This window comes from Streptomyces anulatus, from assembly GCF_014650675.1.
Classification (GTDB): Bacteria; Actinomycetota; Actinomycetes; order Streptomycetales; family Streptomycetaceae; genus Streptomyces; species Streptomyces anulatus.
This window is the reverse complement of record NZ_BMVK01000005.1, coordinates 322,639-346,678: the sequence shown is the minus strand read 5'-3', so window position 1 is coordinate 346,678 and position 24,040 is coordinate 322,639. Positions and strand designations below refer to the sequence as shown.

General features: G+C 72.3%; 24 protein-coding genes. 20 read left to right on the top strand and 4 right to left on the bottom strand.

Features of this window, described 5'->3' with window-relative positions:
* The first annotated feature begins 208 nt into the window (after positions 1–208).
* Positions 209–856, top strand: coding sequence for a chaplin (locus IE272_RS39215; protein WP_190007113.1), 648 nt, complete (start codon positions 209–211; stop codon positions 854–856).
* A gap of 120 nt (positions 857–976) precedes the next feature.
* A complete protein-coding gene (locus tag IE272_RS15650) occupies positions 977–2,227 on the top strand; it encodes an FAD-dependent monooxygenase (protein WP_229897322.1) in 1,251 nt (416 codons plus the stop codon).
* Positions 2,228–2,248: 21 nt separating this feature from the next.
* Here IE272_RS15650 and IE272_RS15645 read toward each other — a convergent pair whose 3' ends face one another.
* Both IE272_RS15645 and IE272_RS15640 read right to left on the bottom strand, forming a co-directional pair.
* Complete coding sequence (locus IE272_RS15645) at positions 2,249–3,469, bottom strand: acetyl-CoA C-acetyltransferase (RefSeq protein WP_190007111.1); 1,221 nt, start codon at positions 3,467–3,469, stop codon at positions 2,249–2,251.
* Positions 3,470–3,483: 14 nt separating this feature from the next.
* The gene (locus IE272_RS15640; protein WP_229897321.1) at positions 3,484–4,515 is read right to left on the bottom strand and encodes a LysR substrate-binding domain-containing protein; all 1,032 of its coding nucleotides are present in this window, start codon (positions 4,513–4,515) and stop codon (positions 3,484–3,486) included.
* Between the two features lie 109 nt (positions 4,516–4,624).
* Here IE272_RS15640 and IE272_RS15635 point away from each other — a divergent pair, with 109 nt between their 5' ends.
* From IE272_RS15635 to IE272_RS15620, 4 genes are all read left to right on the top strand, one after another.
* Positions 4,625–5,578 (top strand): CoA transferase subunit A, encoded by a 954-nt coding sequence (locus IE272_RS15635; RefSeq protein ID WP_050357800.1) that lies wholly within the window; start codon positions 4,625–4,627, stop codon positions 5,576–5,578.
* Positions 5,575–6,360, top strand: coding sequence for a CoA-transferase subunit beta (locus tag IE272_RS15630; protein ID WP_190007110.1), 786 nt, complete (start codon positions 5,575–5,577; stop codon positions 6,358–6,360). The genes IE272_RS15635 and IE272_RS15630 overlap by 4 nt, the downstream gene beginning before the upstream one ends.
* A gap of 16 nt (positions 6,361–6,376) precedes the next feature.
* Positions 6,377–7,927: a 3-hydroxyacyl-CoA dehydrogenase NAD-binding domain-containing protein gene (locus tag IE272_RS15625; protein WP_190007109.1), complete on the top strand. Its 1,551-nt coding sequence runs from the start codon at positions 6,377–6,379 to the stop codon at positions 7,925–7,927.
* Positions 7,928–8,016: 89 nt separating this feature from the next.
* Positions 8,017–8,421 carry a VOC family protein gene (locus IE272_RS15620; protein ID WP_050357249.1) on the top strand — a complete coding sequence of 135 codons (405 nt, stop codon included), beginning with the start codon at positions 8,017–8,019 and terminating at the stop codon, positions 8,419–8,421.
* On the opposite strand, the gene IE272_RS15615 is transcribed toward IE272_RS15620, so the two are convergent.
* Complete coding sequence (locus tag IE272_RS15615) at positions 8,349–9,119, bottom strand: helix-turn-helix domain-containing protein (RefSeq protein ID WP_190007108.1); 771 nt, start codon at positions 9,117–9,119, stop codon at positions 8,349–8,351. The genes IE272_RS15620 and IE272_RS15615 overlap by 73 nt on opposite strands.
* Before the next feature lie 36 nt (positions 9,120–9,155).
* Positions 9,156–10,382: a YihY/virulence factor BrkB family protein gene (locus IE272_RS15610; protein ID WP_373304176.1), complete on the bottom strand. Its 1,227-nt coding sequence runs from the start codon at positions 10,380–10,382 to the stop codon at positions 9,156–9,158.
* A gap of 17 nt (positions 10,383–10,399) precedes the next feature.
* Between IE272_RS15610 and IE272_RS15605 the strand changes: the two genes are divergently transcribed.
* From IE272_RS15605 to IE272_RS15545, 14 genes are all read left to right on the top strand, one after another.
* Positions 10,400–12,037 (top strand): acyl-CoA dehydrogenase family protein, encoded by a 1,638-nt coding sequence (locus IE272_RS15605; RefSeq protein ID WP_190007107.1) that lies wholly within the window; start codon positions 10,400–10,402, stop codon positions 12,035–12,037.
* Positions 12,038–12,292: 255 nt separating this feature from the next.
* A complete protein-coding gene (locus IE272_RS15600) occupies positions 12,293–13,588 on the top strand; it encodes a GAF domain-containing protein (RefSeq protein ID WP_050357245.1) in 1,296 nt (431 codons plus the stop codon).
* An 82-nt stretch (positions 13,589–13,670) separates the two neighbouring features.
* Positions 13,671–14,291: a GNAT family N-acetyltransferase gene (locus IE272_RS15595; protein WP_190007106.1), complete on the top strand. Its 621-nt coding sequence runs from the start codon at positions 13,671–13,673 to the stop codon at positions 14,289–14,291.
* A 200-nt stretch (positions 14,292–14,491) separates the two neighbouring features.
* Positions 14,492–14,575 (top strand): putative leader peptide, encoded by an 84-nt coding sequence (locus tag IE272_RS39315; RefSeq protein ID WP_316944184.1) that lies wholly within the window; start codon positions 14,492–14,494, stop codon positions 14,573–14,575.
* A 115-nt stretch (positions 14,576–14,690) separates the two neighbouring features.
* A complete protein-coding gene (locus tag IE272_RS15590) occupies positions 14,691–16,388 on the top strand; it encodes a nitrite/sulfite reductase (protein ID WP_190007105.1) in 1,698 nt (565 codons plus the stop codon).
* Positions 16,385–16,564, top strand: coding sequence for a hypothetical protein (locus IE272_RS15585; protein WP_007449013.1), 180 nt, complete (start codon positions 16,385–16,387; stop codon positions 16,562–16,564). The genes IE272_RS15590 and IE272_RS15585 overlap by 4 nt, the downstream gene beginning before the upstream one ends.
* On the top strand, positions 16,561–17,277 hold the full coding sequence (locus tag IE272_RS15580; RefSeq protein WP_050357240.1) for a phosphoadenylyl-sulfate reductase: 717 nt from the start codon (positions 16,561–16,563) through the stop codon (positions 17,275–17,277). Before IE272_RS15585 ends, IE272_RS15580 begins: the two co-directional genes overlap by 4 nt.
* Before the next feature lie 23 nt (positions 17,278–17,300).
* Positions 17,301–17,846, top strand: a complete 546-nt coding sequence (gene cysC, locus IE272_RS15575; RefSeq protein WP_018956815.1) for an adenylyl-sulfate kinase — start codon at positions 17,301–17,303, stop codon at positions 17,844–17,846.
* The gene (gene cysD, locus IE272_RS15570) at positions 17,843–18,778 is read left to right on the top strand and encodes a sulfate adenylyltransferase subunit CysD (protein ID WP_030592436.1); all 936 of its coding nucleotides are present in this window, start codon (positions 17,843–17,845) and stop codon (positions 18,776–18,778) included. The genes cysC and cysD overlap by 4 nt, the downstream gene beginning before the upstream one ends.
* A 2-nt stretch (positions 18,779–18,780) precedes the next feature.
* Positions 18,781–20,127 (top strand): sulfate adenylyltransferase subunit 1, encoded by a 1,347-nt coding sequence (locus tag IE272_RS15565; RefSeq protein WP_050357238.1) that lies wholly within the window; start codon positions 18,781–18,783, stop codon positions 20,125–20,127.
* Between the two features lie 231 nt (positions 20,128–20,358).
* Entirely contained in the window at positions 20,359–21,474 is a 1,116-nt protein-coding gene (locus tag IE272_RS15560; RefSeq protein ID WP_098892784.1) for an aliphatic sulfonate ABC transporter substrate-binding protein, read from the top strand.
* Positions 21,475–21,522: 48 nt separating this feature from the next.
* Complete coding sequence (locus tag IE272_RS15555; protein WP_050357236.1) at positions 21,523–22,314, top strand: ABC transporter ATP-binding protein; 792 nt, start codon at positions 21,523–21,525, stop codon at positions 22,312–22,314.
* The gene (locus IE272_RS15550) at positions 22,301–23,227 is read left to right on the top strand and encodes an ABC transporter permease (RefSeq protein ID WP_057666552.1); all 927 of its coding nucleotides are present in this window, start codon (positions 22,301–22,303) and stop codon (positions 23,225–23,227) included. Before IE272_RS15555 ends, IE272_RS15550 begins: the two co-directional genes overlap by 14 nt.
* Positions 23,228–23,235: 8 nt before the next feature.
* On the top strand, positions 23,236–24,000 hold the full coding sequence (locus tag IE272_RS15545; protein ID WP_056698269.1) for a sirohydrochlorin chelatase: 765 nt from the start codon (positions 23,236–23,238) through the stop codon (positions 23,998–24,000).
* Positions 24,001–24,040 lie beyond the last annotated feature (40 nt).

Here is a 24,040-nt window from a genome sequence, read left to right as displayed (position 1 = left end):
GTGATTACACAATTTCCACGCAACTCCAAGTTTCCCGCGCGGACCTGAGTCGTTATGGCAGTCGTCCAGCGCGCACGTTTTCACCACTTTCACCATGGCTTCGCCGCAGGATCCGGCTGTGCAGCGGCTCCTCCCGATGGCTGCCCGTTCCTCCGCGCGCGAAGCACCCACGCGAAGTCCTCGCGAATGTCCTAAGGAAGGGCAAGTAATGCGACAGGTCTTGAACAAAAGCATTATCGTCATGGCGGCCGCATCGGGCCTCTTGGCGGCGGTCGGCGGCACCGCTCACGCCGACGCGTCGGCCGAGGGCGCGGCCGTCGGTTCGCCGGGGGTCGGTTCGGGCAACGCCGTGCAGGCGCCGGTGCACATCCCGGTCAATGTGTGCGGCAACACCGTCAATGTGATCGCTCTGCTCAACCCCGCCTTCGGCAACAAGTGCGTGAACGCCGACGGCCCGAAGCACAACCACCCGCCGGTGAAGCCCCCGGTCGACGAGCCGCCGGTGGACGAGCCGCCGGTCGACGAACCGCCCGTCGACGAGCCGCCGGTGGACGAGCCCCCCGTGGATGAGCCCCCGGTCGACGAACCGCCGGTGGACGAGCCGCCCGTGGACCAGCCGCCGGTCGACGAGCCGCCGGTGGACCAGCCGCCCGTCGACGAGCCGCCCACCGACACGCCCGGTACCGACACCCCCGGCTCGGGCACGCCCGGGTCCGGCACGCCCGGGTCCGACTCCCCGGACGCGCACCTCGCCGACACCGGTGCCGCCGATCTCGGTCTGGCCGCCGGCGCGAGCGCCGCGCTGCTGCTCGGCGGTGCGGTGCTGATGCGCCGTACCCGCAACGCGCGGGACTGATAGACCTCCTGCGGGAGAACGAGGTCCGGCCGGACAGCGGGGACTGTCCGGCCGGACCTTATGTGTGTGCGGGATGCCGATGTCGGGGTACGACCGGGACCACGGGAAGGGGCCGGGGACGTGGCAGCGCTGCGCATCGGAGTGATCGGCGGCAGCATCGCGGGGTGCGCGGCAGCCGTCGCGGGCTCGCGGGCCGGGGCGGACGTCACCGTGTACGAGCGGAGCCAAGCCGAGCTCCAGGACCGGGGGTTCGGCATCGTGATCCCGCCGCAGCTGCACGCGGAGCTGCTCGGGTCCGGGTATCTGGACGCGGCGATGCCGACGGCCCCGGTGGGGACGCGGGTCTGGCTGACGCGGCAGCCGGGCGGCCGGTCCGTACGGGAACTGGCCCGGCAGCCCTCCCCCGTGACCCCGTGCAACTGGGGTCTGCTCTGGCGGTCGTTGCGCGCGAGTGCCGGGGCCGTGCGGTATCTCCGGGGGCAGCCGGTGACCTCGGTCGGCCGGGACGGGGTCGGGCGGGCAGTGATCACCACCGCGCGGGGCGAGGAACCGTACGACGTGGTCGTGGGCGCCGACGGGCACGCGTCGGCCACCCGGCGGCTGCTCGCCCCGGGGCTGCGCCCGGAGCCCGCTCCGTACACGGTCTGGCGTGGTGCGATCCCGCTCGGCGCACCGGCCGGACGCCCCCGGGAGCTGGAGCTGCTGCGCGACGCGTGGGTGACCCTGGGCTTCCCCGGCGGGCACGGCATCTTCTATCTGATCCCGGGCGGCCCGCGGGACGGCGGCACCGGTCCGGGCAACCGGCTGCTGGCGTACGCCATTTACGGCCGTGCGCCCGAGGGGGCCGAGCCCGGACCGTACGTGCACGAGCTGGCGAAGGAGCACTTTCCTGCGGCCTGGGCGGACATCGTCGCCCGGGGTGGGCGGCGGGCGGCGGTCTGCCACCCGGTCGCCGACGCACAGGCACCCCGGGTCGCCCGCCCGCCGCTCCTGCTGGCCGGGGACGCGGCCGGGGTGACCAGGCCGCACACCGCCACCGGCGCGGTCAAGGCGCTGCAGGACGCCCTGTGTCTGGAACGGGTCCTGCGCGAGGAGCCGGACGTCTCCGCGGCGCTGGAGCGGTACGCGGACGAACGCACGGCTGCGGGCGCGCACTTGGTGGAGCTGGGCCGCCGGATGGGGCGCGCCCTGGTCGAGGAGACCCCCGACTGGCCGACGATGGGACAGGGCGAGGTGGACGCCTGGTACCGCGGGGTGCTGGCGGGGACGCGGCACTACCTCTACGAGGAGGCGCGGGAGACCGGCGAGCCGGTCGGCTCCGCGTCGTCGGCCCCGCCCCGCCCCGGCACGGGGGCGTCGGCCGTCCGGTAGGTGGTTCCGCGCGAACCGCCTTCAGGGCGCGATGCGTTCGAAGACCGCGGCGAGGCCCTGGCCGCCGCCGATGCACATTGTCTCCAGGCCGTAGCGGGCCTCGCGGCGGTGGAGTTCGCGGGAGAGGGTGGCGAGGATGCGGGCTCCGGTGGCGCCGACCGGGTGGCCCAGCGAGATGCCCGAGCCGTTGACGTTGATCCGCTGGTCGTGGTCCTTCTCGCCGAGGCCCAACTCCCGGGTGCAGGACAGCACCTGGGCCGCGAACGCCTCGTTCAGCTCGATCAGGTCGAGGTCGGCGAGGGTGAGGCCCGCCCGGTCCAGGGCGGTGCGGGTGGCGGCGACGGGGGCGATGCCCATCGTCGCGGCGGGGACGCCGGCCCGGGCGAAGGAGACGAGGCGGACCAGCGGGGTGAGGCCGAGGCGTTCGGCGGTCGCGGCGCTGGTGACCAGGCAGGCGGCGGCCGCGTCGTTCTGACCGCTGGCGTTGCCCGCGGTGACCGTGGCGTCCGGGTCGGACCTCACCATCACCGGCCGGAGTGCGGCGAGTTGTTCGGCGGTGGTGTCGGGGCGGGGGTGTTCGTCGGCGGTGACGGTCGTCTCGCCCTTGCGGGTGCGTACGGTGACGGGGACGGTCTCCGCGTCGTAACGGCCCTCGGCGGCGGCGCGGCCGGCGCGCTGTTGGGACCGCAGGGCCAGGGCGTCCTGGTCGGCGCGGCTGATGCAGTACTCCCTGCGCAGGTTCTCCGCCGTCTCGATCATGCCGCCGGGGACCGGGTGGTTGACGCCTCCGGCGGTGACACGGCCCCGGGCGAGTGCGTCGTGGAGCTGGAGGCCGGGGCCCTTGATGCCCCAGCGTCCGTCGTGGGTGTAGTAGGGGGCGGCGCTCATCACGTCGACGCCGCCGGCGATCACGACCTCGCTGAATCCGGCCCGGATCTGCATCGCGGCGTCCAGGACCGCCTGGAGTCCGGAGCCGCAGCGGCGGTCGGTCTGGGAGCCGGTGACCGTGGTGGGCAGCCCGGCGTCCAGGGCGGCGACCCGGCCGATGGCGGGGGCCTCGCTGGTCGGGTAGGCGTGGCCGAGGATCACCTCGTCGACCCGGGCGGGGTCGATGCCGGTGCGGGCGACGATCTCCGCGATGACGTGTGCGGCCAGCGCGGCCGGGGTCTGCTGGGCGAAGGCCCCGCCGAAACGGCCGATGGGGGTGCGCAGGGGTTCGCAGATGACGACGTCGATCGGCACGGCGGGGCCTTCCTTCAGGGCGACGGGCTGGGCGCGGGTGGTGGGGTGACGGGTGGTGGGGTGACCTTCGCATCCGGCGACTGAGTCGGTCCAATACCGGACGCGCCCCGTATCGAGAGGCCAGGCGTCTCAATGGGTGCTCCGCCCGGTCCGCGTACGGGGGTCGGCAGGGCGTCCCGGGCGACGGCGAGCACGGCGTGCAGGGCGGCGGAGGGGTTGTCGGCACGCCAGGCCAGGGCCGCCTGGCGGCGGATGGGCGGTCCGGTGAGGGGCCGGTAGACCAGGCCGCTCTGCTGGATGTGCCGCACGGAGGTGACCGTGAGGGTGATGCCGACGCCGGCGGCGACGAGCGCCATGATCGTGTACGAGTCGGGGGCCTCCTGGACGACGCGCGGGGTGAAACCGGCGCTCTCGCAGGCCTCGGTCATGGCATCGCGCACGGTGGAGCCGGAGTTGGCGGGGAAGGAGACGAACGGTTCGTCCGCCAGCTCGCCGAGCGGCACCGCCTCGTACCGGGCGAGCGGGTGGTCGAACGGCAGGGCGCACAGCAGCTCCTCCTCGTCGATCACCCGGTGTTCCACTCCGGGCCGGGTCACCGGCAGCCGGACGAATCCCAGGTCGAGGGAGCCGTCGGCGACCCGGGACAGCGCGACGTTGGCGTAGGTCTGGCCGGTCATGACCAGTTCGAGGCCGGGGTGCGCCGCGCGCACGGCGCGGGTGAGGCGGGGCAGCGTCTCGTGGCTGGAGGCTCCGGCGAAGCCGATGGTCACCCGGCCGTACTCGCCCCGGCCCGCCGAGCGGGCGGCCCGGACGGCGGTGTCGAGATCGTCGAGGACGGTCCGTACGGGGTCGAGGAAGGTCTCGCCCGCGCCGGTGAGCCGGACGGAGCGCGTGTTGCGGCGGAACAGCTGGACGCCGAGTTCCTTCTCCAGCTGCCGGATCTGCTGGCTCAGGGGCGGCTGTGCCATCTGGAGGCGTTTGGCGGCCCGGCCGAAGTGCAGCTCCTCGGCCACGGCGAGGAAGGCCTTCAGGTGGCGCAGTTCCATGGGGACACCCCTCGCGTCATTGATATGCCCCGTGTCTCGATCCGACCTTAATTCGGTATTGGACAGCCATCAATGGGTGCTGACACCGTGGGGTCCGCGTATGCGGACGATGAGGAGAACCGTGGACCGGACGGCCGGCAAGGTCATGTCGATGAGGGAGGCCGTCGCCGCCTTCGTCCGCGACGGGGACACCGTGAGCCTCGAAGGGTTCACCCATCTCATCCCGACCGCCGCAGGTCACGAGATCATCCGGCAGGGCCGCCGGAATCTCACGGTCGTCCGGATGACGGCGGACATCGTGGTGGACCAGATGCTGGCTGCCGGGTGCGTGACGCGGCTCGTCTCGTCCTTCGTCGGGAACTCCTCCGCCGGTTCGCTCGGGGAGCTGCGGCGGCGGATCGAGCACGCCGACCCGGAGCCGCTGGAGTTCGAGGAGTACAGCCACTACGGGATGGTGTGCCGCTATCTCGCGGGGTCGCAGCGGCTGCCGTTCTACCCGTTGCGCTCGTACGCGGGCAGCGACCTGCCGTCCGTCAATCCCGGTATCCGCAAGGTCGCCTCGCCCTACCCGGCCGCCGACGGGTCCACCGAGCAGATCTACGTCGTACCGCCCGTCAACCCGGATGTGACGATCGTCCACGCGCAGCGCGCCGACCGCCGGGGCAACACCCAGATCTGGGGGCTGACCGGCATCCAGGCCGAGGCGGTGTACGCGGCGGAGAAGGCGGTCGTGGTGGTGGAGGAGCTGGTGGCGGACGAGGTGGTCCGCTCGGACCCGAACCGCACGCTGATCCCGGCGCACGCGGTCGACGCGGTGGTGGTCTGCCCGCGCGGGGCGCACCCCTCGTTCGCGCAGGGCTACTACGACCGGGACAACGCCTTCTACCGCTCCTGGTCCGCGATCAGCAAGGACCCGGCGCGGCTGCGGGAGTGGCTGGAGGAGTGGGTGTACGGCACGGCCGGCCACGCGGAGTACGTGGCGAAGCTCGGCGAGGAGTTCTGGGCGGGGCTGGCGGTCGGCGAGGCACTGAGCGAACCGGTGAACTACGGGAGACGGCTGTGAACGAGCAGGACCCGGAAACCACGCGGCCCGCCACCTCCTCCGAGCTGCTGTCCGTCGTCGCCTCGCGCGAACTGGCCGGACGCCGCACGGTGTTCGCGGGCATCGGGCTGCCGACGCTGGCCGCCGAGCTGGCGCGGCTGACCGTCGCGCGGGACATCGAGGTGGTGTACGAGTCCGGGGTCTGCGGGGCGCACCCCTCCCATCTGCCGGAGACCATCGCGGACGCCGTCCTGATCACCGGGGCCGAAGCGGTGGTGTCCATGCCCACGCTGTTCGGCTCGGTGCTCCAGGGCGGGCATATCGACGTGGGTTTCCTCGGGGCCGCGCAGATCGACCGGTGGGGCAGCCTCAACACCTCGGTCATCGGGGACTGGGACCGCCCGTCGGTGCGGCTGCCGGGTTCCGGTGGCGCGGTCGAGGTGATGGCGAACGCCCGGGAGGTGTTCGTGGTGATGCGCCGCCACACGCCGCGTTCCTTCGCCGACGCCCTGGACTTCTGCACCACGCCGGGCCCGGACCGGGCGCTGGCGGACGGGATCCGCCCGCTGGGCGTCGGCGTCACCCGGGTCGTCACCGAACTGGGCGTCCTCGCCAGGAAGGGCGTCGGCGACGAACTGCGGCTGGTCGCCGTGCATCCCGGGGTCACCGTCGAGCAGGTGCGGGCCGCGACCGGCTGGGACCTGAGGACGGCGGCCTCGGTGGCGACGACGGCCCCGCCCACCCCCGCCGAGCTGCGGCTCCTGCGGGACGATGTCGACCCCGACCGTGTCTACCTCCGCTGAAAGGGCTTCCACCGCCATGCGTATCAGGATCGTCGGAGCCGGGGCCATGGGCCGCGGCATCGCCCAGTGGGCGGCGAGCGCCGGACACACCGTCGAGCTCGGGGACGTACGGCCCGAGGCGGTGACGGACGCCCTGGACTTCGTCGCCTCGATGCTGGACCGGGCCGTCGCCAAGGGCCGGATGTCGTCCGCCGGGCGGGACGGGGCCGTGGCCCGGCTGGTGCCGCTCGCCGAGCCGTGGGCGGCGGGCCCGGAGGTGGAGCTGGTGATCGAGGCCGTACGGGAGGACCTGGCGACCAAGGCCGAGGTGTTCGGGAAGCTGGAGCGGGCGCTGCCCTCCTCCGCCGTCTTCGCGACCAACACCTCCTCCCTGTCGGTGACCCGGATCGCCGCGACGCTCCAGGACCCCTCGCGCCTGGCCGGGCTGCACTTCTTCAACCCGGTGCCGCTGATGAGGATCGTCGAGGTGGTGCCGGGCGCGGCCACCCGCCCGGAGATCCCGGCCCTGCTGACCGGGCTGGTGGAGGGCTGCGGGCACCGTGCGGTGACCGTCGCCGACACCCCCGGCTTCCTGGTCAACCACGCCGGGCGGGGGCTGGTGACCGAGGCTCTCGCGCTGCTGGAGGAGTCGGTGGCGGACCCGGCGGAGATCGACCGGATCGCCCGGGACGTGCTGGGGCTGCGGATGGGCCCCTTCGAGCTGATGGACCTGACCGGTCTCGATGTGACGGCCGCGGTGATCGACTCGATCTGGGAGGGCTTCCGGTACGAGGCCCGGCTGCGCCCGTCCTTCCTGACCCCGAACCGGGTGGTGGCGGGGCTGCACGGCCGTAAGACGGGCCGGGGCTGGTACGCGTACGGCGACGGGGTCTCCGGCCCCGCGCCGGAGAGCGCGGTCACCGGGGACGCGGAGCGCCCGGTGTTCCTGGTCCCGGGCGGACGGCCGGAGACAGCCGCGTACGAGGAGGCCCTGGCCGGGTCCCTGGAGGCGGCGGGGGTCCGGGTCGAGCGGGGCGCGGGGCCGTCCGTGCGGGCCGTGGTGCTGGTGCCCGTCTGGGGGACGCCGGTGTCGGCGGCGGTCGCGGCGGGCGTGGGGCCCCGGGAGCGTACGTTCGGCGTGGAGGTGCTGCCGTCGGCGGGGCGGCGCCGGGTCCTCGCGGTGACGGCGGCCGGCGACCCGGCGGCCGCCCGGGACGCGCGCGCGGTGCTGGCGCGGGCCGCCGAGGGCGACGAGCCGTACGCGGTGTCGGTGGTGCGGGACACCGCGGGCTCGGTCGCGCAGCGGCTGCTGTCCTCCGTCGTCGCGGTCGGCTGCTCGATCGCGGAGCGCTCGCTCGCCGCGCCCGGTGACATCGACCTGGCGGTGACCACCGGGCTCGGCTACCCGTACGGACCGCTGGCCTGGGGCGAGCGCGTCGGGGCCGCGAGGATGCTGGAGCTCCAGCGGTCGCTGCACACGACGACGGGCGACCCGCGCCACCGGCCGACGCGGTGGATCACGGAACGGGCCGCCCTGGGCCTGGCGCTCACCGACCCGGGGACCTCGCCCGCCGACTGCCTGGGGTGAGGGCCGCACGGCCGCCCGGGGCGCGTCACGCGTCCACGGGCGACCGATTCGTACAAGACCGTCGGGCCCCGCGTGCGTACGGTCGGGGCATGACTCCACGACTTGACGCGATCAGCATCATCACGGCGGACCTGGCGGCCTCGCTCGCCTTCTACCGCAGGCTCGGCCTCGACATCCCCGAAGGGGCGGAGTCCGCGCCCCATGTCGAAGTGACCCTGCCGGGCGGGCAGCGGCTGCTGTGGGACACGGAGGAGGTCATCGCCTCGTTCGATCCGGACTGGAAGCGCCCGGCGGGCGGTGAGCGGGTCGCCCTGGCCTTCGTCTGCGACGGCCCGCAGGAGGTGGACTCGTTGTACGCGGAGCTGGTCGATGCCGGGTACACCGGGCATCTCAAGCCCTGGGACGCGGTGTGGGGGCAGCGCTACGCGGTCGTCCTGGACCCGGACGGCTGCGGGGTGTCGCTGTTCGCCTCCGCGTCGCCCGCCGAGAAGTAGGCCCCGAGCGTCGTCCCCGCTAGGTCGCGCATCTCGCGGGCCAGGTGCGCCTGGTCGACGCAGCCCGCCGCGCAGGCCGCCTCCGCGTACGGCAGGCCGGTGCGGACGAGGGCCAGGGCGCGCTGGAGGCGGAGGATCCGGGCCAGGACCTTGGGGCCGTAGCCGAAGGCCGCCAGGGAGCGTCGGTGCAGTTGGCGGGCCCCGAGGCCGACCTCGGCTGCCGTCGCCGCGACGGAGCCGCCGCGCCGCAGCCGGTCGGCGACGGCCGCCGTGAGCGGGTCCGGCGGGCCGGTCTCGGCGGCCAGGCCCAGGGCGAAGTCCTCCAGGGCGGTGGCGGGGTCGGCGGCCCGGTCGATGCGCCCGGTGAGTTCCCGGACGGCGGTGCGGGACCAGAGGTCGGCGAGTTCGACCCGGTGGTCGCGCAGTTCGTGCGCCGGTACGCCGAGGAGCACGGGGGCGGTTCCGGGCGGGAAGCGGATCGCGGCGCGGGAGGCGCGGTCGCGGGGGTCGACCTGGAAGGCGTGGGTGTCGGGTCCGGCGACGACCAGCCGGCCGGCGGACCAGATCAGGTCCATGCAGCCGTCCGGCAGGACGGACCGGGCGGCCTGCGGGGGGCCGGGCGGGACGTCCAGGGTCCAGACGACGGCCCCGTCCAGCCGGGACGGGCGCTCCTGGTACCGCTGGTGTTCCCGGGGCATGCTTCCAGGCTAGTGCCGGGAGGGGCACGGGCGCGGTCAGCGGGAGTGCGGTTCCTCCGCCGGCCCGGACGCCCCGGGGCCCGTGGTCTCCCCGGGCTCCTTCACGTCCTTGGACTCCTTCGCGTCCTTGGGTTCCTTCTCCCAGGTCGCGTGCAGCCGGGACTTCACGTCGTCGGGCGGCAGGAAGCGGGACCAGCGCTCGGGGAACTCGGAGGGCATGTACGCGGGGCCGCCGTCCTCGTCATCGTCGTCGTCCGGGGCGGCGTAGGCGGCCGAGCGGGTACGGGCGACGAACTCGGCGGCCTGCGCGGCCCGGACGCGTTCGGTGGCCTCACGGGCGGCGGCGGTGGCGAGCGAGGGCCACACCCGGTCGATGGCCGCGTTGACCGCGGCGCCGACCAGGACCGCGAAGGCGGAGATGCCGATCCACAGGAGCACGGCGATCGGCGCCGCCAAGGAGCCGTAGATGGTGGGGCCTTCGACCGTGTTGGTCAGGTAGATCCGGAGCAGGAAACTGCCGAGGACCCACATGCCGAGCGCCATCAGCGCCCCGGGAACGTCCTCGATCCAGGGCGAACGCACCGGCACGGACACGTGGTAGAGCGTCGTGAGGAAGGCGACGCCCAGCAGTATCACGAGCGGCCAGTACAGGACGGCTATGACCTCGGTGCCCCACGGCACCAGCTCGACCACCCGGTCCGGGCCGACGACCAGCAGCGGCAGCACCACCGCTCCGATCAGCAGGGCGACGACGTACAGCAGGAAGGCGAGCAGCCGGGTCTTGACGATGCCGCGGTGGCCGTCGAGTCCGTACATGACGGTGATGGTGTCGATGAAGACGTTCACCGCGCGGGAGCCGGACCACAGGGCGATGGCGAAGCCGATGGAGATGATGTCGGGGCGGGCCCCGGTCGTGACGTCGGCGAGCAGCGGTTTGGCGAAGTCGTTGACCCCGCGCTCGGACAGCACCGTCTGGGCGGCGGAGAGGATGTTGCGCTCGATGGAGGCGACGGTGGTGGTCGTCGTCCACTCGTCGACGTAACCGAGCAGTCCGATCATGCCGAGCAGCAGCGGGGGCAGCGAGAGCAGGGTGAAGAACGCCGCCTCGGCCGCGAGTCCCAGAATGCGGTACTCGATGCACGAGTTGACGGTGTCCTTGAGCAAGTGCCACGCCATCCGCCGTTTGGAGACGTTGCGGTAGAGCACTCGCGCCCGGTGGAGCCGGCCCGGTGGCCGCTCGGGTGTTTCATTTGCTGCCTGCACGTCCTTACCGTATCGGCATGGCAGCCACCACCCACACAGTGACCAATCAGGTTCCGCCGCTGGTCGGCTATGACGTCTTCGCCGCCGACCGGGCCCTGTCCGAGGCGGTCGAGCGGCATATCGCGCCCGGGGTCCTGCCCGTGGCGCTGGAGGAGCTCGGCGAGCTCGGCCGGGCCGCGGGCTCCGCCCAGGCCCAGGAGTGGGGTGCGCGGGCGAACGCGTATCCGCCCGTACTGCGCACCCATGACCGTTATGGGCATCGCATCGACGAAGTCGAGTTCCACCCGTCCTGGCACCGGCTGCTGAGCCATGCCGTGTCGGCCGGGCTGACGGACGCCTGGGGGCGGCCGGCCGGTCATGTCCGGCGCGCGGCGGGGTTCCTGGTCTGGACGCAGGCCGAGGCGGGGCACGGCTGTCCGCTGTCTATGACGCACGCCGCGGTGCCCGCGCTGCGGACCGATCCGGCACTGGCCGCCGAGTGGGAGCCGCTGCTGACCTCGCACACGTACGGGGAAGGGCTCGGGGTTCCGCGGCGGAAGGCCGGGGTGCTCTTCGGGATGGGCATGACCGAGAAGCAGGGCGGCACCGACGTGCGGTCCAACACGACGCGTGCGGAGCCGCTGTCCGGCGAGGGCGAGTATCTGCTCACCGGCCACAAGTGGTTCTGTTCGGCGCCGATGTCGGACGGCTTCCTGGTGCTGGCGCAGGCGCCGGGCGGACTGACCTGCTTCCTCCTGCCGCGCGTGCTCCCGGACGGCACGCGCAACGTGTTCGCGATCCAGCGGCTGAAGGACAAGCTGGGCAACCGTTCCAACGCGTCCGCCGAGGTCGAGTTCGACGGCACCTGGGCCCGCCGGGTCGGCGAGGAGGGGCGCGGGGTGCGCACCATCATCGAGATGGTGGCGGCCACGCGGCTGGACTGCGTGGTGGGTTCGGCGGCGCTGATGCGGCAGGCGGTGGCGCAGGCGCTCCACCACAGCGCGTACCGCGGTGCGTTCGGCGGGCTGCTGATCGACAAGCCCCTGATGCGCAACGTGCTGGCGGATCTGGCGCTGGAGTCGGAGGCGGCGACGGTGCTGGCGATGCGGCTGGCCTCCGCGTACGACACGGACACGGCGCAGGAGCGGGCCTTCCTGCGGCTCGCGGTGCCCGCCGCGAAGTACTGGGTCACCAAGCGCTGCTCCGCCGTGGTGGGCGAGGCGCTGGAGTGCCTGGGCGGCAACGGGTACGTGGAGGAGTCGGGGATGCCCCGGCTGTTGCGCGAGGCGCCGCTCAACTCCATCTGGGAGGGCTCGGGCAATGTGCAGGCGCTGGACGTGCTGCGGGCGTTGCAGCGGGAGCCGCAGGCGCTGGACGCGTTCCTGCGCGAGGTCGGCCACGCGCGCGGGGCGGATCACCGGCTGGACGCGGCGATCAGGGGTCTGCTGACGGAGCTGGCCGATCTGGAGGGCATCGAGGCGCGGGCGCGGCGTGTGGTGGAGCGGATCGCCCTGGTGCTCCAGGGTTCCCTGCTGGTGCGCTGGGCCCCGCCGGAGGTGTCCGACGCGTTCTGCGCCTCGCGGCTCGGCGGGGACTGGGGCTCGGCGTTCGGGACGCTGCCGCACAGTCTGGACCTGGCGTCGGTGGTGGCACGGGCCCGGCCGGCCGACGCGTAACGGCGGCGGGGCGGCAGTGGGGCGGGGAAGCGACGGAGAGTGGTGCTGCGCCGACACGGCACCACCCTCCATGCTTCTGCACCACCGGGCGACCGGGACAGGCCCGGCGCACAGTGTTCTGCCAGTCTTGTACGGCCCGCAGGGCACCGCCAGAGTTGCAAAGGGTTGCAACCATTGTGTGGACTGATCGGCGGTCCGGCCTGGTGAACGGCAGGATGAGCCGGGAGCGGGAAGCGTTCGGGGGGAACGGGGACCATGAAGGACACAGGTTCTGCGGGGGTGGTGCGGGTGACGGGCCAGGGGGCGGGCCGGCAGGCGACCCGATTGCTCCACCGGGCGCGGGAGTCACGGCTGACGGGGACCCGGTCCCAGGTCGCGCCCCGGGCGGAGATCGACGCCTCCTGGGACCGGGTGGTGCGCAGCGGCATCGACCCCGACCAGTCGCCGGAGAGCGAGCTGCTGCAGGCGGACGAGATCGAGCACCGGCGCCGGAGCACGGCGCTCGGCGAGCTGATGCCGTTACTGCGGGCGGGGCTGGCCTCGATAGCGGATGCCGCGCAGCAGATCATGGTGGTGACCGACACCGAGGGCCGGGTGCTGTGGCGGCAGGGCAATACGGGGGTGCTGCGCCGGGCCCAGGACATCTGTCTGGAGGAAGGGGCGGCCTGGGCCGAGGCGGCGACCGGGACGAACGCGATCGGGACGGCGCTGGCCGCCCGGGTCCCCATCCAGGTCCACTCGGCCGAGCACTTCATCCGGGCGCTGCACGGCTGGACCTGTGCGGCGGCCCCGGTCCGGGATCCGCGCGACGGGCGGCTGATCGGGATCGTGGACATCAGCGGGCCGGCGTCCACGTTCCATCCGGCGACGATGGCCCTGGTCGACTCGGTGGCCCGGCTCGCCGAGGCGGAGATCCGCACCCGTCATCTGGCGGAGATCGAGCGGCTGCGCGCGGTGGCCGCGCCGATCCTGTGCCGGATCGGCGGGCGGGCGCTGGCGGTGGACGTGCACGGGCGGCTGGCGGCGGTGACCGGGATGGCTCCGGTGGACCGGCTGCCGCTGCCGAAGTCGATCGGGCCGGGTCCGGTGTGGCTGTCCTCGCTCGGCATGTGCCGGGTCGAGCCGCTGCCGGGCGGCTGGCTGGTGCAGGTGGACGACGGCGGCGCGGAGGGGGCCTCGCGACGGGTGGTGCTGGACCTGAGCCGGCCCCGGGCGCTCGCCGTGCATCTGACCGGGCCGCTGGGGAGCCGTACGCAGCGGGTCTCGCCGCGTCATGCGGAGCTGTTGTACGCGCTGGCGGTGCATCGGCAGGGGCGGTCGGCCTCGGAGCTGGCGCGGGACATCTTCGGGGACGCGACCCGGACGGTGACGGTCCGGGCCGAGGTCTCCCGGCTGCGGCGTCATCTGGCGGAGGTGCTGGCCCACCGCCCGTACCGCTTCGGGGACGGGGTGGAGGTGGAGGTGATCCTCCCGGAGGAGCGCGCGGATCTGCTGCCGCACTCCCGGGCGCCGGTGGTGGCGGAGGCCCGCAGGGCGGCTCCGCCCGCTTGAGCGGGACGCGGGGCGCACGCGGCCGGTCCCCGCGGAGGGGCCGCCGTGCGGGGGCGGGCGGCGGCATGGTTTTCTGGCCGTCATGAGCGACACCCCGCAGCCCGCAGCCCAGAGCGCCGAGGCGACCACCGAAGTGACCAGCGAGGTGACCGTCTGGTTGCTGGAGCAGACCTCGCCCGCCGATCTCCGGCCCGCCGCCGTACCGGAGGGCGATCTGCGCATCGTCCGGTCCGAGGTGGTGCTGCCGGAGTTCAGCCGGTTCCTCTACTCCGCCGTGGGCGGCGACATCCACTGGACCGACCGGCTGGGCATGTCGTACGCCCAGTGGCAGGAGGCTCTGGAGCGGCCCGGGGCGGAGACCTGGGTGGCGTACGAGAACGGGACGCCTGCCGGGTACGTCGAGCTGGACCCGCAGGACGACGGCGTGGTCGAGATCATGTACTTCGGGCTGATCCCGGCGTTCCGGGGGCGGCGGATCGGCGGCCACCTCCTCAGTTACGGAGTGGCGCGCGCCTGGGACCTGGCGGAGCGCTGGCCGGACCGGCCGGCGACGAAGCGGGTCTGGCTGCACACCTGCTCGAAGGACGGCCCGCACGCGATGGACAACTATCTGCGTCGCGGCTTCCGGCTCTTCGACACGAAGACCGAGGTGGAGCCGGACGTGGCGACGCCCGGCCCGTGGCCCGGAGCGTACGCCTCCTGATCATCCGTACCCACATGGCCGTGCTGAGGGCGGTGGAGCGGTCGCTCCACCGCCCTCAGCACGGCCATGTGGGCGTTTTGTCGCCAATGCCGATGCCGTATTCCGTGATCAGCGCCACAGCGTCCCACTCTTCGAGACCCAGTCGTCCACATAGCGGATAGTGGTGGACTGCCCAGAGATGCGCGTGACACGCTTCCGTCATGTCTGGAACTGGGATTGCCTTGGTGAGTCGACGCCACGTCGACCTCTGCCGCATGTCCAGCGCCATCTGTCCGGCGAGCTGAGAGTCCCAGCGCCGCCGCACCCCTCTTCCCTCTGAACCGCCCTGCGCACCGCCGCGCCTCAGCGCGAGTGTGCCGCTCAGAGCCGCCCTCCCGCAGTCCCGAAGGACGTATTGTCATGGCCGCTACCCCGGAACAGCCTGCGACCACCACGCCCCGCCGCAAGGCCGGACGCCACCGCGGCGAGGGTCAGTGGGCCGTGGGCCACCACACCCCCCTGAACGGGAACGAGCAGTTCAAGAAGGACGACGACGGTCTCAACGTACGGACACGTATTGAGACGATCTACTCCAAGCGCGGCTTCGACTCCATCGACCCGAACGACCTGCGCGGACGCATGCGCTGGTGGGGGCTGTACACCCAGCGCAAGCCCGGCATCGACGGCGGCAAGACGGCCGTGCTGGAGCCGGAGGAGCTGGACGACGAGTACTTCATGCTGCGCGTCCGCATCGACGGCGGGCGGCTGACCACCCAGCAGCTGCGGGTGATCGGGGAGATCTCCCAGGAGTTCGCGCGCGGCACCGCCGACCTCACCGACCGGCAGAACGTGCAGTACCACTGGATCCGCATCGAGGACGTGCCGGAGATCTGGCGGCGGCTCGAAGAGGTGGGCCTGTCCACCACCGAGGCCTGCGGTGACACGCCCCGCACGATCCTCGGCTCGCCCGTCGCTGGCGTCGCGGAGAACGAGATCATCGACGGCACGCCCGCCATCGACGAGATCCAGCGGCGGTTCATCGGCAACCCCGACTTCTCCAACCTGCCCCGCAAGTTCAAGACGGCGATCTCCGGCTCCCCGCACCTGGACGTGGCGCACGAGATCAACGACATCGCCTTCGTCGGCGTGAACCACCCGGTCCACGGCCCCGGCTTCGACCTCTGGGTCGGCGGCGGCCTCTCCACCAACCCCAAGCTCGGGGTGCGGCTCGGCGCCTGGGTGCCGCTGGACGAGGTGCCCGACGTGTACGGCGGGGTCATCTCGATCTTCCGCGACTACGGCTACCGGCGGCTGCGCACCCGCGCCCGCCTGAAGTTCCTGGTCGCGGACTGGGGCCCGGAGAAGTTCCGCCAGATCCTTCAGGACGAGTACCTCGAGCGCGAGCTGATCGACGGCCCCGCGCCCGAGGAACCCGCCCAGACCTGGCGCGACCACCTCGGGGTGCACCGGCAGAAGGACGGCCGCTTCTACGTCGGCTTCGCCGCACGGGTCGGCCGGGTCGACGGCTCCACGCTCACCAAGATCGCCGAGCTGGCCGACGCGCACGGCTCCGGCCGGGTGCGGACCACCGCCGAGCAGAAGATGATCGTCCTCGACGTGGCCGAGGAGCAGGTGGAATCCCTGGTCTCCGGACTGGAGGCGCTCGACCTCAAGGTCACCCCGTCGCCGTTCCGGCGCGGCACGATGGCCTGCACCGGCATCGAGTTCTGCAAGCTGGCGATCGTCGAGACGAAGGCGCGCGGCGCCGCTCTCATCGACGAACTGGAGCGCCGCATCCCGGAGTTCGACCACCCGATCACCATCAACATCAACGGCTGCCCGAACGCCTGCGCCCGCATCCAGGTCGCGGACATCGGCCTCAAGGGCCAGTTGATGCTGGACAAGAGCGGCAACCAGGTCGAGGGCTACCAGGTGCACCTCGGCGGGGCGCTCGGCCTGGAGGCCGGGTTCGGCCGCAAGGTCCGTGGTCTGAAGGTCACTTCGGCCGAACTGCCCGACTACGTCGAGCGGGTGCTCGGCCGTTTCCAGGAGGAGCGCGAGGACGGCGAGCGCTTCGCGACCTGGGCGGCGCGCGCCAGTGCGGAGTCGCTGTCATGAGCGAACGAGCCGCCCCGTTCTACTGCCCGTACTGCGGCGACGAGGACCTGCGCCCCAACGAGACCGGTCACGGCGCCTGGGAATGTGCTTCCTGCAACCGTGCGTTCCAGCTGAAGTTCCTGGGTCTGCTGACCCGGGGCGTTCAGCGCAACGACGGTGAAGGGGACCGGATATGACGGACACTCTGCTGAGCAGCGAGCTGACGGACCGCGAGCTTCAGGAGCTGGCCGAGCGGGCGGGCCGCGAACTCGAGGACGCCTCCGCCACCGAGATCCTGAAGTGGGCGACCGACACCTTCGGGCCGCGCTTCTGCGTCACCTCCTCGATGGAGGACGCCGTGGTCGCGCATCTGGCGTCGCGGGTGATGCCCGGCGTGGACGTGGTCTTCCTGGACACCGGCTACCACTTCCCGGAGACCATCGGGACCCGGGACGCGGTGGACGCGGTGATGGACGTCAACGTCATCACGATCACCCCCCGGCGGACCGTGGCGGAACAGGATGCCGAGCACGGCGAGAAGCTGCACGACCGCGACCCCGACCTGTGCTGCGCGCTGCGCAAGGTCAAGCCGTTGGAGGACGGCCTGACCGCGTACGCCGCATGGGCGACGGGCCTGCGCCGCGACGAGTCCCCGACCCGGGCGAACACCCCGGTCGTCGGCTGGGACGCCAAGCGCCGCAAGGTGAAGGTCTCCCCCATCGCCCGCTGGACCCAGGACGACGTGGACGCCTACGTCGCCGAGCACGGGGTGCTCACCAACCCGCTGCTGATGGACGGCTACGCCTCCGTCGGCTGCGCGCCCTGCACCCGCCGGGTGCTGGAGGGCGAGGACGCACGGGCCGGCCGCTGGGCCGGACGGGGCAAGACCGAATGCGGGCTGCACGGCTGATGACGACTGATCAGGAGATTTCGATGAGCGTGACGGAGACGGGAGCCACGATCTGGCTGACCGGTCTGCCGAGCGCGGGCAAGACCACCATCGCGTACGAGCTGGCGGGCCGGCTGCGGACCGAGGGACACCGGGTGGAGGTGCTCGACGGCGACGAGATCCGCGAGTTCCTCTCCGCGGGCCTCGGCTTCTCCCGCGAGGACCGGCACACCAACGTGGCCCGGATCGGCTTCGTCGCCGAACTGCTCGCCGCCAACGGCGTGAAGGTGCTGGTCCCCGTCATCGCCCCGTTCGCCGACAGCCGCGAGGCCGTCCGCAAACGGCACGCCACCGAGTCCACCACCTATCTGGAGGTGCACGTCGCGACCCCCGTCGAGGTGTGCTCCGTACGCGATGTGAAGGGTCTTTACGCCAAGCAGGCGGCCGGCGAGATCAGCGGTCTCACCGGGGTCGACGACCCCTACGAGGCCCCCGAATCGCCCGACCTGCGGATCGAGTCGCACCAGCAGACCGTGCAGGAGTCCGCAGCGGCGCTCCACGCGCTGCTCACCGAGAGGGGCCTGGCGTGAGCACCGTCGCCACCGTGCCGGAAGGCACCGTCAACCCGTACGCGCTCAGCCACCTGGACTCCCTGGAGTCGGAGGCGGTCCACATCTTCCGCGAGGTGGCGGGCGAGTTCGAGCGGCCGGTGATCCTGTTCTCCGGCGGCAAGGACTCCATCGTGATGCTGCACCTGGCGCTCAAGGCGTTCGCGCCCGCGCCGGTGCCCTTCACGCTGCTGCACGTGGACACCGGGCACAACTTCCCCGAGGTCCTGGAGTACCGCGACCGCACGGTGAAGAAGCACGGTCTGCGGCTGCACGTCGCCTCCGTGCAGGAGTACATCGACGCCGGGAAGCTCCGCGAGCGCCCCGACGGCACCCGCAACCCGCTCCAGACGGTCCCGCTCACCGAGGCGATCCAGCAGCACCGCTTCGACGCGGTGTTCGGCGGCGGGCGGCGCGACGAGGAGAAGGCGCGCGCCAAGGAGCGGGTCTTCTCGCTGCGCGACGAGTTCTCCCAGTGGGACCCGCGCCGCCAGCGCCCCGAGCTGTGGCAGCTGTACAACGGCCGGCACGCCCCGGGCGAGCACGTGCGGGTCTTCCCGATCTCCAACTGGACCGAGCTGGACGTCTGGCAGTACATCGAGCGCGAGGGCATCGAGCTCCCGGAGATCTACTTCGCCCACGAGCGCGAGGTCTTCGACCGCAACGGCATGTGGCTCACGGCCGGTCACTGGGGCGGGCCCAAGGAGCACGAGTCCACCGAGACCCGTCTGGTGCGCTACCGCACGGTCGGCGACATGTCCTGCACCGGGGCCGTCGACTCCGACGCCACCACGCTGGACGCCGTGATCACCGAGATCGCCGCCTCCCGGCTCACCGAGCGGGGCGCGACCCGCGCCGACGACAAGATGTCCGAGGCCGCGATGGAAGACCGCAAGCGCGAGGGGTACTTCTAACCATGACCACCCAACTCCAGTCGGCCGAGCAGTTGTCGGCCACCACTCTGCTGCGGTTCGCCACGGCCGGGTCGGTCGACGACGGCAAGTCCACCCTCGTGGGACGCCTGCTGCACGACTCCAAGTCGATCCTCACCGATCAGCTGGAGGCCGTCGAGCAGGCCTCGCTGAACCGGGGTCAGGAAGCGCCGGACCTGGCGCTGCTGACCGACGGGCTGCGGGCCGAGCGCGAGCAGGGCATCACCATCGACGTCGCCTACCGCTACTTCGCCACCACGCGCCGCCGGTTCATCCTCGCGGACACCCCGGGCCATGTGCAGTACACCCGCAACATGGTGACCGGCGCCTCCACGGCGGAGCTGGCCGTGGTCCTGGTGGACGCCCGCAACGGGGTCGTCGAGCAGACCCGCCGGCACGCCGCCGTCGCCGCGCTGCTGCGCGTCCCGCACGTGGTGCTGGCGGTCAACAAGATGGACCTCGTCGACTACGCGGAGCCCGTGTTCGCCTCGATAGCCGAGGAGTTCACCGCGTACGCCGCTTCGCTCGGCGTCCCGGAGATCACCGCGATCCCGATCTCGGCACTGGCCGGGGACAACGTGGTGGAGCCGTCCGCGCACATGGACTGGTACGGCGGGCCGACCGTCCTGGAGCACCTGGAGACGGTGCCGGTCAGCCACGACCTCACCGCCTGCCACGCGCGCTTCCCCGTGCAGTACGTGATCCGCCCGCAGAGCGCCGAGCACCCCGACTACCGGGGCTACGCCGGTCAGATCGCGGCCGGGGTGTTCCGGGTCGGCGAGGCCGTCTCCGTACTCCCCTCGGGGCGTACGACCACGATCACGGGCATCGACGCGCTCGGCGAGAGCGTGGACATCGCCTGGGCCCCGCAGTCGGTGACGATCCGGCTGGCCGACGACATCGACATCTCGCGCGGTGACCTGATCGCCCCGGCCGACGACTCCCCCGCCGTCACGCAGGACGTCGAGGCGACCGTCTGCCACGTCGCCGACCAGCCGCTCTCGGTCGGCCAGCGGGTGCTGATCAAGCACACCACCCGTACCGTCAAGGCGATCGTCAAGGACATCCCCTCCCGGCTCACCCTGGACGACCTCTCCCAGCACCCGGCACCCGGGCAGCTCGTCGCCAACGACATCGGCCGGGTCGTCGTGCGCACCGCCGAGCCGCTCGCGCTCGACGCCTACGCCGACTCCCGGCGCACCGGTTCGTTCCTCCTGATCGACCCGGCGGACGGTACGACGCTGAGCGCCGGCATGGCGGGCGCCTCGTTCGCCGCGGCCGCCGAAGCCGCGGCCCCGGCCGCCGACGACGACGCCGAGTGGGACTTCTGATGGCCACCGACTTCTTCTCCTCCTTCGCGAAGGAGGGCGGCCGGGTGGGCAGCGGCGCCCTCGGCAGCGGCCAGGGCGGGGTCGGGCGATGTGCGTGATGACGTACGCGCACCGCTCGCGCGCCCTGAACCCCCCGCACCCGTACCGCCGTAGACCTGCCGACCTCCCGGCCGCGCCCCCCTGAGCAGACAGCGGGGCGTGCGTACCGGGCCAACGAGAGGAAAGCCTCCCGTGCCTGCCCCCCGTTCCACCGTTCGCCGCTCCATCGCCGCCGTCGCGGCGCTGCCGCTGCTCGCCCTGGCGGCCACCGCCTGCGGCTACGGCTCCGAGGCCAAGGACGACGACGCCAAGAAGGCGAACGCCTCCGCGAGAGGGAAGAAGCTCTCCACGGACACCGTGAAGATCGGCTACTTCCCGAACCTCACGCACGCCACCGCCCTGGTCGGTATCCAGGAAGGCACCATCCAGAAGGAACTGGGCGGCACCCAGGTCGAGTCCACGACCTTCAACGCGGGCCCCTCCGAGATCGAGGCGCTGAACGCCGGGTCCATCGACATCGGCTTCATCGGCCCCTCCCCCTCGATCAACGGCTTCAGCAAGTCCCAGGGCAAGGGACTGCGGATCATCTCCGGTTCGGCCTCCGGCGGGGTGAAGCTGGTCGTCAACCCGGACAAGATCAAGACCCTGGACGACCTCAAGGGCAAGAAGATCGCCACCCCGCAGCTCGGCAACACCCAGGACGTGGCCTTCCTCAACTGGATCTCCGAGAAGGGCTGGAAGGTCGACGCCCAGAGCGGCAAGGGCGACGTCTCCGTGGTCCGCTCGGACAACAAGGTGACGCCCGACGCCTACAAGTCCGGTGACCTGGACGGTGCCTGGGTGCCCGAGCCGACCGCGTCCAAGCTGGTCTCCGAGGGCGCGAAGGTGCTCCTCGACGAGAAGGACCTGTGGCCGGACAAGAAGTTCGTGATCACGAACATCATCGTGTCGCAGAAGTTCCTCGACGAGCACCCGGACGTGGTCGAGGCGGTGCTGAAGGGTTCGGTCGCCACCAACAAGTGGATCAACGCCAACCCCGACGAGGCGAAGGCGTCCGCCAACAAGGCGCTGGAGAACCTGAGCGGCAAGCCGCTGCCCAAGGAGATCCTCGACCCGGCGTGGGAGTCCATCGAGATCACCGACGACCCGCTGGCCGAGACGCTCAAGACGCAGGCCGGGTACTCGGTGAAGTCCGGTCTGCTCAAGGAGCCGAACCTCCAGGGCATCTACGACCTGGGGCCGCTGAACAAGATCCTCAAGGCCGAGGGCCGGCCCGAGGTCGCCGACGCCGGTCTCGGCGTCAAGTAACCCCGCCCATCCGTACCAGGACGTAAGGATCCCCAGGAGGTGACGACCATGGCGACCACCACCCTCACCAAGGCCGAGGACCGTACGACGGTCGAGCACGCCGCCCGTCTCGCGCACGTCTCGAAGTCCTTCGCCGGACCCACCGGTCAGCAGCTCGTGCTGGACGACATCACGCTCGATGTCGCTCCGGGCGAGTTCGTCACCCTCCTGGGAGCCTCCGGGTGCGGAAAGTCGACGCTGCTCAATCTGGTGGCCGGACTCGACCGCCCGTCCGCGGGGTCCATCGAGACCCCCGGCGGGCGGCCGGCCCTGATGTTCCAGGAGCACGCCCTCTTCCCGTGGCTGACCGCAGGCAAGAACATCGAACTGGCCCTGCGGCTGCGCGGGGTGCCCAAGGCCGCGCGCCGCACCGAGGCGGAGCGGCTGCTCGAACTCGTCCGCCTCGGCGGGGCGTACGGCAAGCGGGTGCACGAGCTGTCCGGTGGCATGCGGCAGCGCGTCGCGATGGCCCGCGCCCTCGCCCAGGACAGCCAACTCCTGCTGATGGACGAGCCGTTCGCGGCGCTCGACGCCATCACCCGCGATGTGCTGCACGACGAGCTGACCCGGATCTGGCGGGAGACGAACGCCTCGGTCCTCTTCGTCACGCACAACGTGCGTGAGGCCGTACGGCTCGCGCAGCGCGTCGTGCTGCTCTCGTCCCGGCCGGGCCGGATCGCCCGGGAGTGGACGGTCGACATCGAGCAGCCGCGCCGTATCGAGGACACCGCCGTGGCGGAGCTGTCCGTCGAGATCACCGAAGAACTGCGTGGGGAGATCCGCCGACATGGCCAGCACTGACATCACGTCCGACCGGAAGCGGCCGGACGGGGCGGCCGGACCGGTCGACGCGAAGCCCGACGATCTGGCGGGCCTGGAGGCCGGGCTCGACGCCCTGGACGCCGTGCAGATCCGCCGCACCCCGGTGCGCGAGGTCCTGCTGCGCAAGGTGCTGCCGCCGGTCGTGGCGGTGGCGCTCGTCCTGGTGGCCTGGGAGCTGCTGGTCCGCGCCCAGGTCACGGAGGTCTACAAGCTGCCGCCGCCGTCCGCCGTGTGGGACAGCGCGCGGGAGATGTGGCTGGCGGGCACGCTGCTGGAGGTCGTCTGGACCAGCGTCTCGCGCGGTCTGCTCGGCTTCCTGCTCGCGGTCGCCATCGGTACGCCGCTGGGTCTGCTGGTCGCCCGGGTCAAGCTGGTCCGGGCCGCGATCGGCCCGATCCTGTCCGGGCTCCAGTCGCTGCCGTCGGTGGCGTGGGTGGCCCCGGCGGTGATCTGGCTCGGGCTGAACGACCAGATGATGTTCGCGGTGATCCTGCTGGGCGCGGTGCCCTCGATCGCCAACGGGCTGGTCTCCGGCGTCGACCAGGTGCCGCCGCTGTTCCTCCGGGCGGGCCGCACCCTGGGCGCGACCGGGCTCCGCGGGACCTGGCACATCGTGCTCCCGGCGGCGCTGCCCGGCTATCTGGCCGGCCTCAAGCAGGGCTGGGCGTTCTCCTGGCGCTCCCTGATGGCCGCCGAGATCATCGCCTCCTCCCCCGAACTGGGCCTGGGGCTCGGACAGTTGCTGGAGAACGGCCGCAGCAACTTCGACATGCCCGGGATCTTCCTCTCGATCCTGCTCATCCTGTTCGTCGGCATCGCGATCGACCTGCTCATCTTCAGTCCGCTGGAGCGGTGGGTACTGCGCAGCCGCGGTCTCCTCGTCAAGAACTGAGCTCTCCCATGACGCACCCCACGCTCCTCGTCATCGCCCACGGCAGCCGCGACCCCCGGCACGCCGCGACCGTGCACGCCCTCACCGAGCGGGTCCGGGCCGAGCGGCCGGGGCTGCGTGTGGAGACCGCGTACCTGGAGTTCAACGCCCCCTCCGTACCACGGGTGCTGGAGCGCCTGGCGGCGGAGGGGGCGGACGAGGTCGTCGCCCTTCCGCTGCTGCTCACCCGGGCGTTCCACGCCAAGACCGATATCCCCTCGGTCCTGCGCGAGGCCCGCGCCCGGCTGCCTCGGCTGCGTATCCGGCAGGCCGACGTGCTCGGCCCGTCCCCGCTGCTCAACGCCACCCTGGGGCGGCGGCTGCGGGAGGCCGGGATCCGTCCCGGCGACATCCCCCGGACCGGGCTCGTCCTGGCCTCGGCGGGATCCACAGACCCGGAGGCGATCGCAGTGATCGCTGAAATCGCGCGGGAGCTGCGGCACACCGGTTGGTGCGCCGTGCGGCCTGCGTTCGCCTCCGCTGTTCGTCCCGGTGGCGTCTCCCGCACCGAGGAAGCCGTACGGGCGCTGCGCGCCGACGGCGTCCGCCGGGTGGCGGTGGCCCCGTACGTCATCGCACCCGGCCGGCTCCCCGACCGCATCGTGGCGGGCGCCGAGGCGGCCGGGGCCGACGTGCTCGCCGATGTGCTGGGCCCCGCCCCGGAGTTGGCCCGGCTGCTGCTGAACCGCTACGACGAGGCGCGGGTGACGGTGGGGGCGTCGCTGTCGGCGTGAGGGGCGGGGAGTCACGGGGTGGCCGGGAAAACCGGAGGCG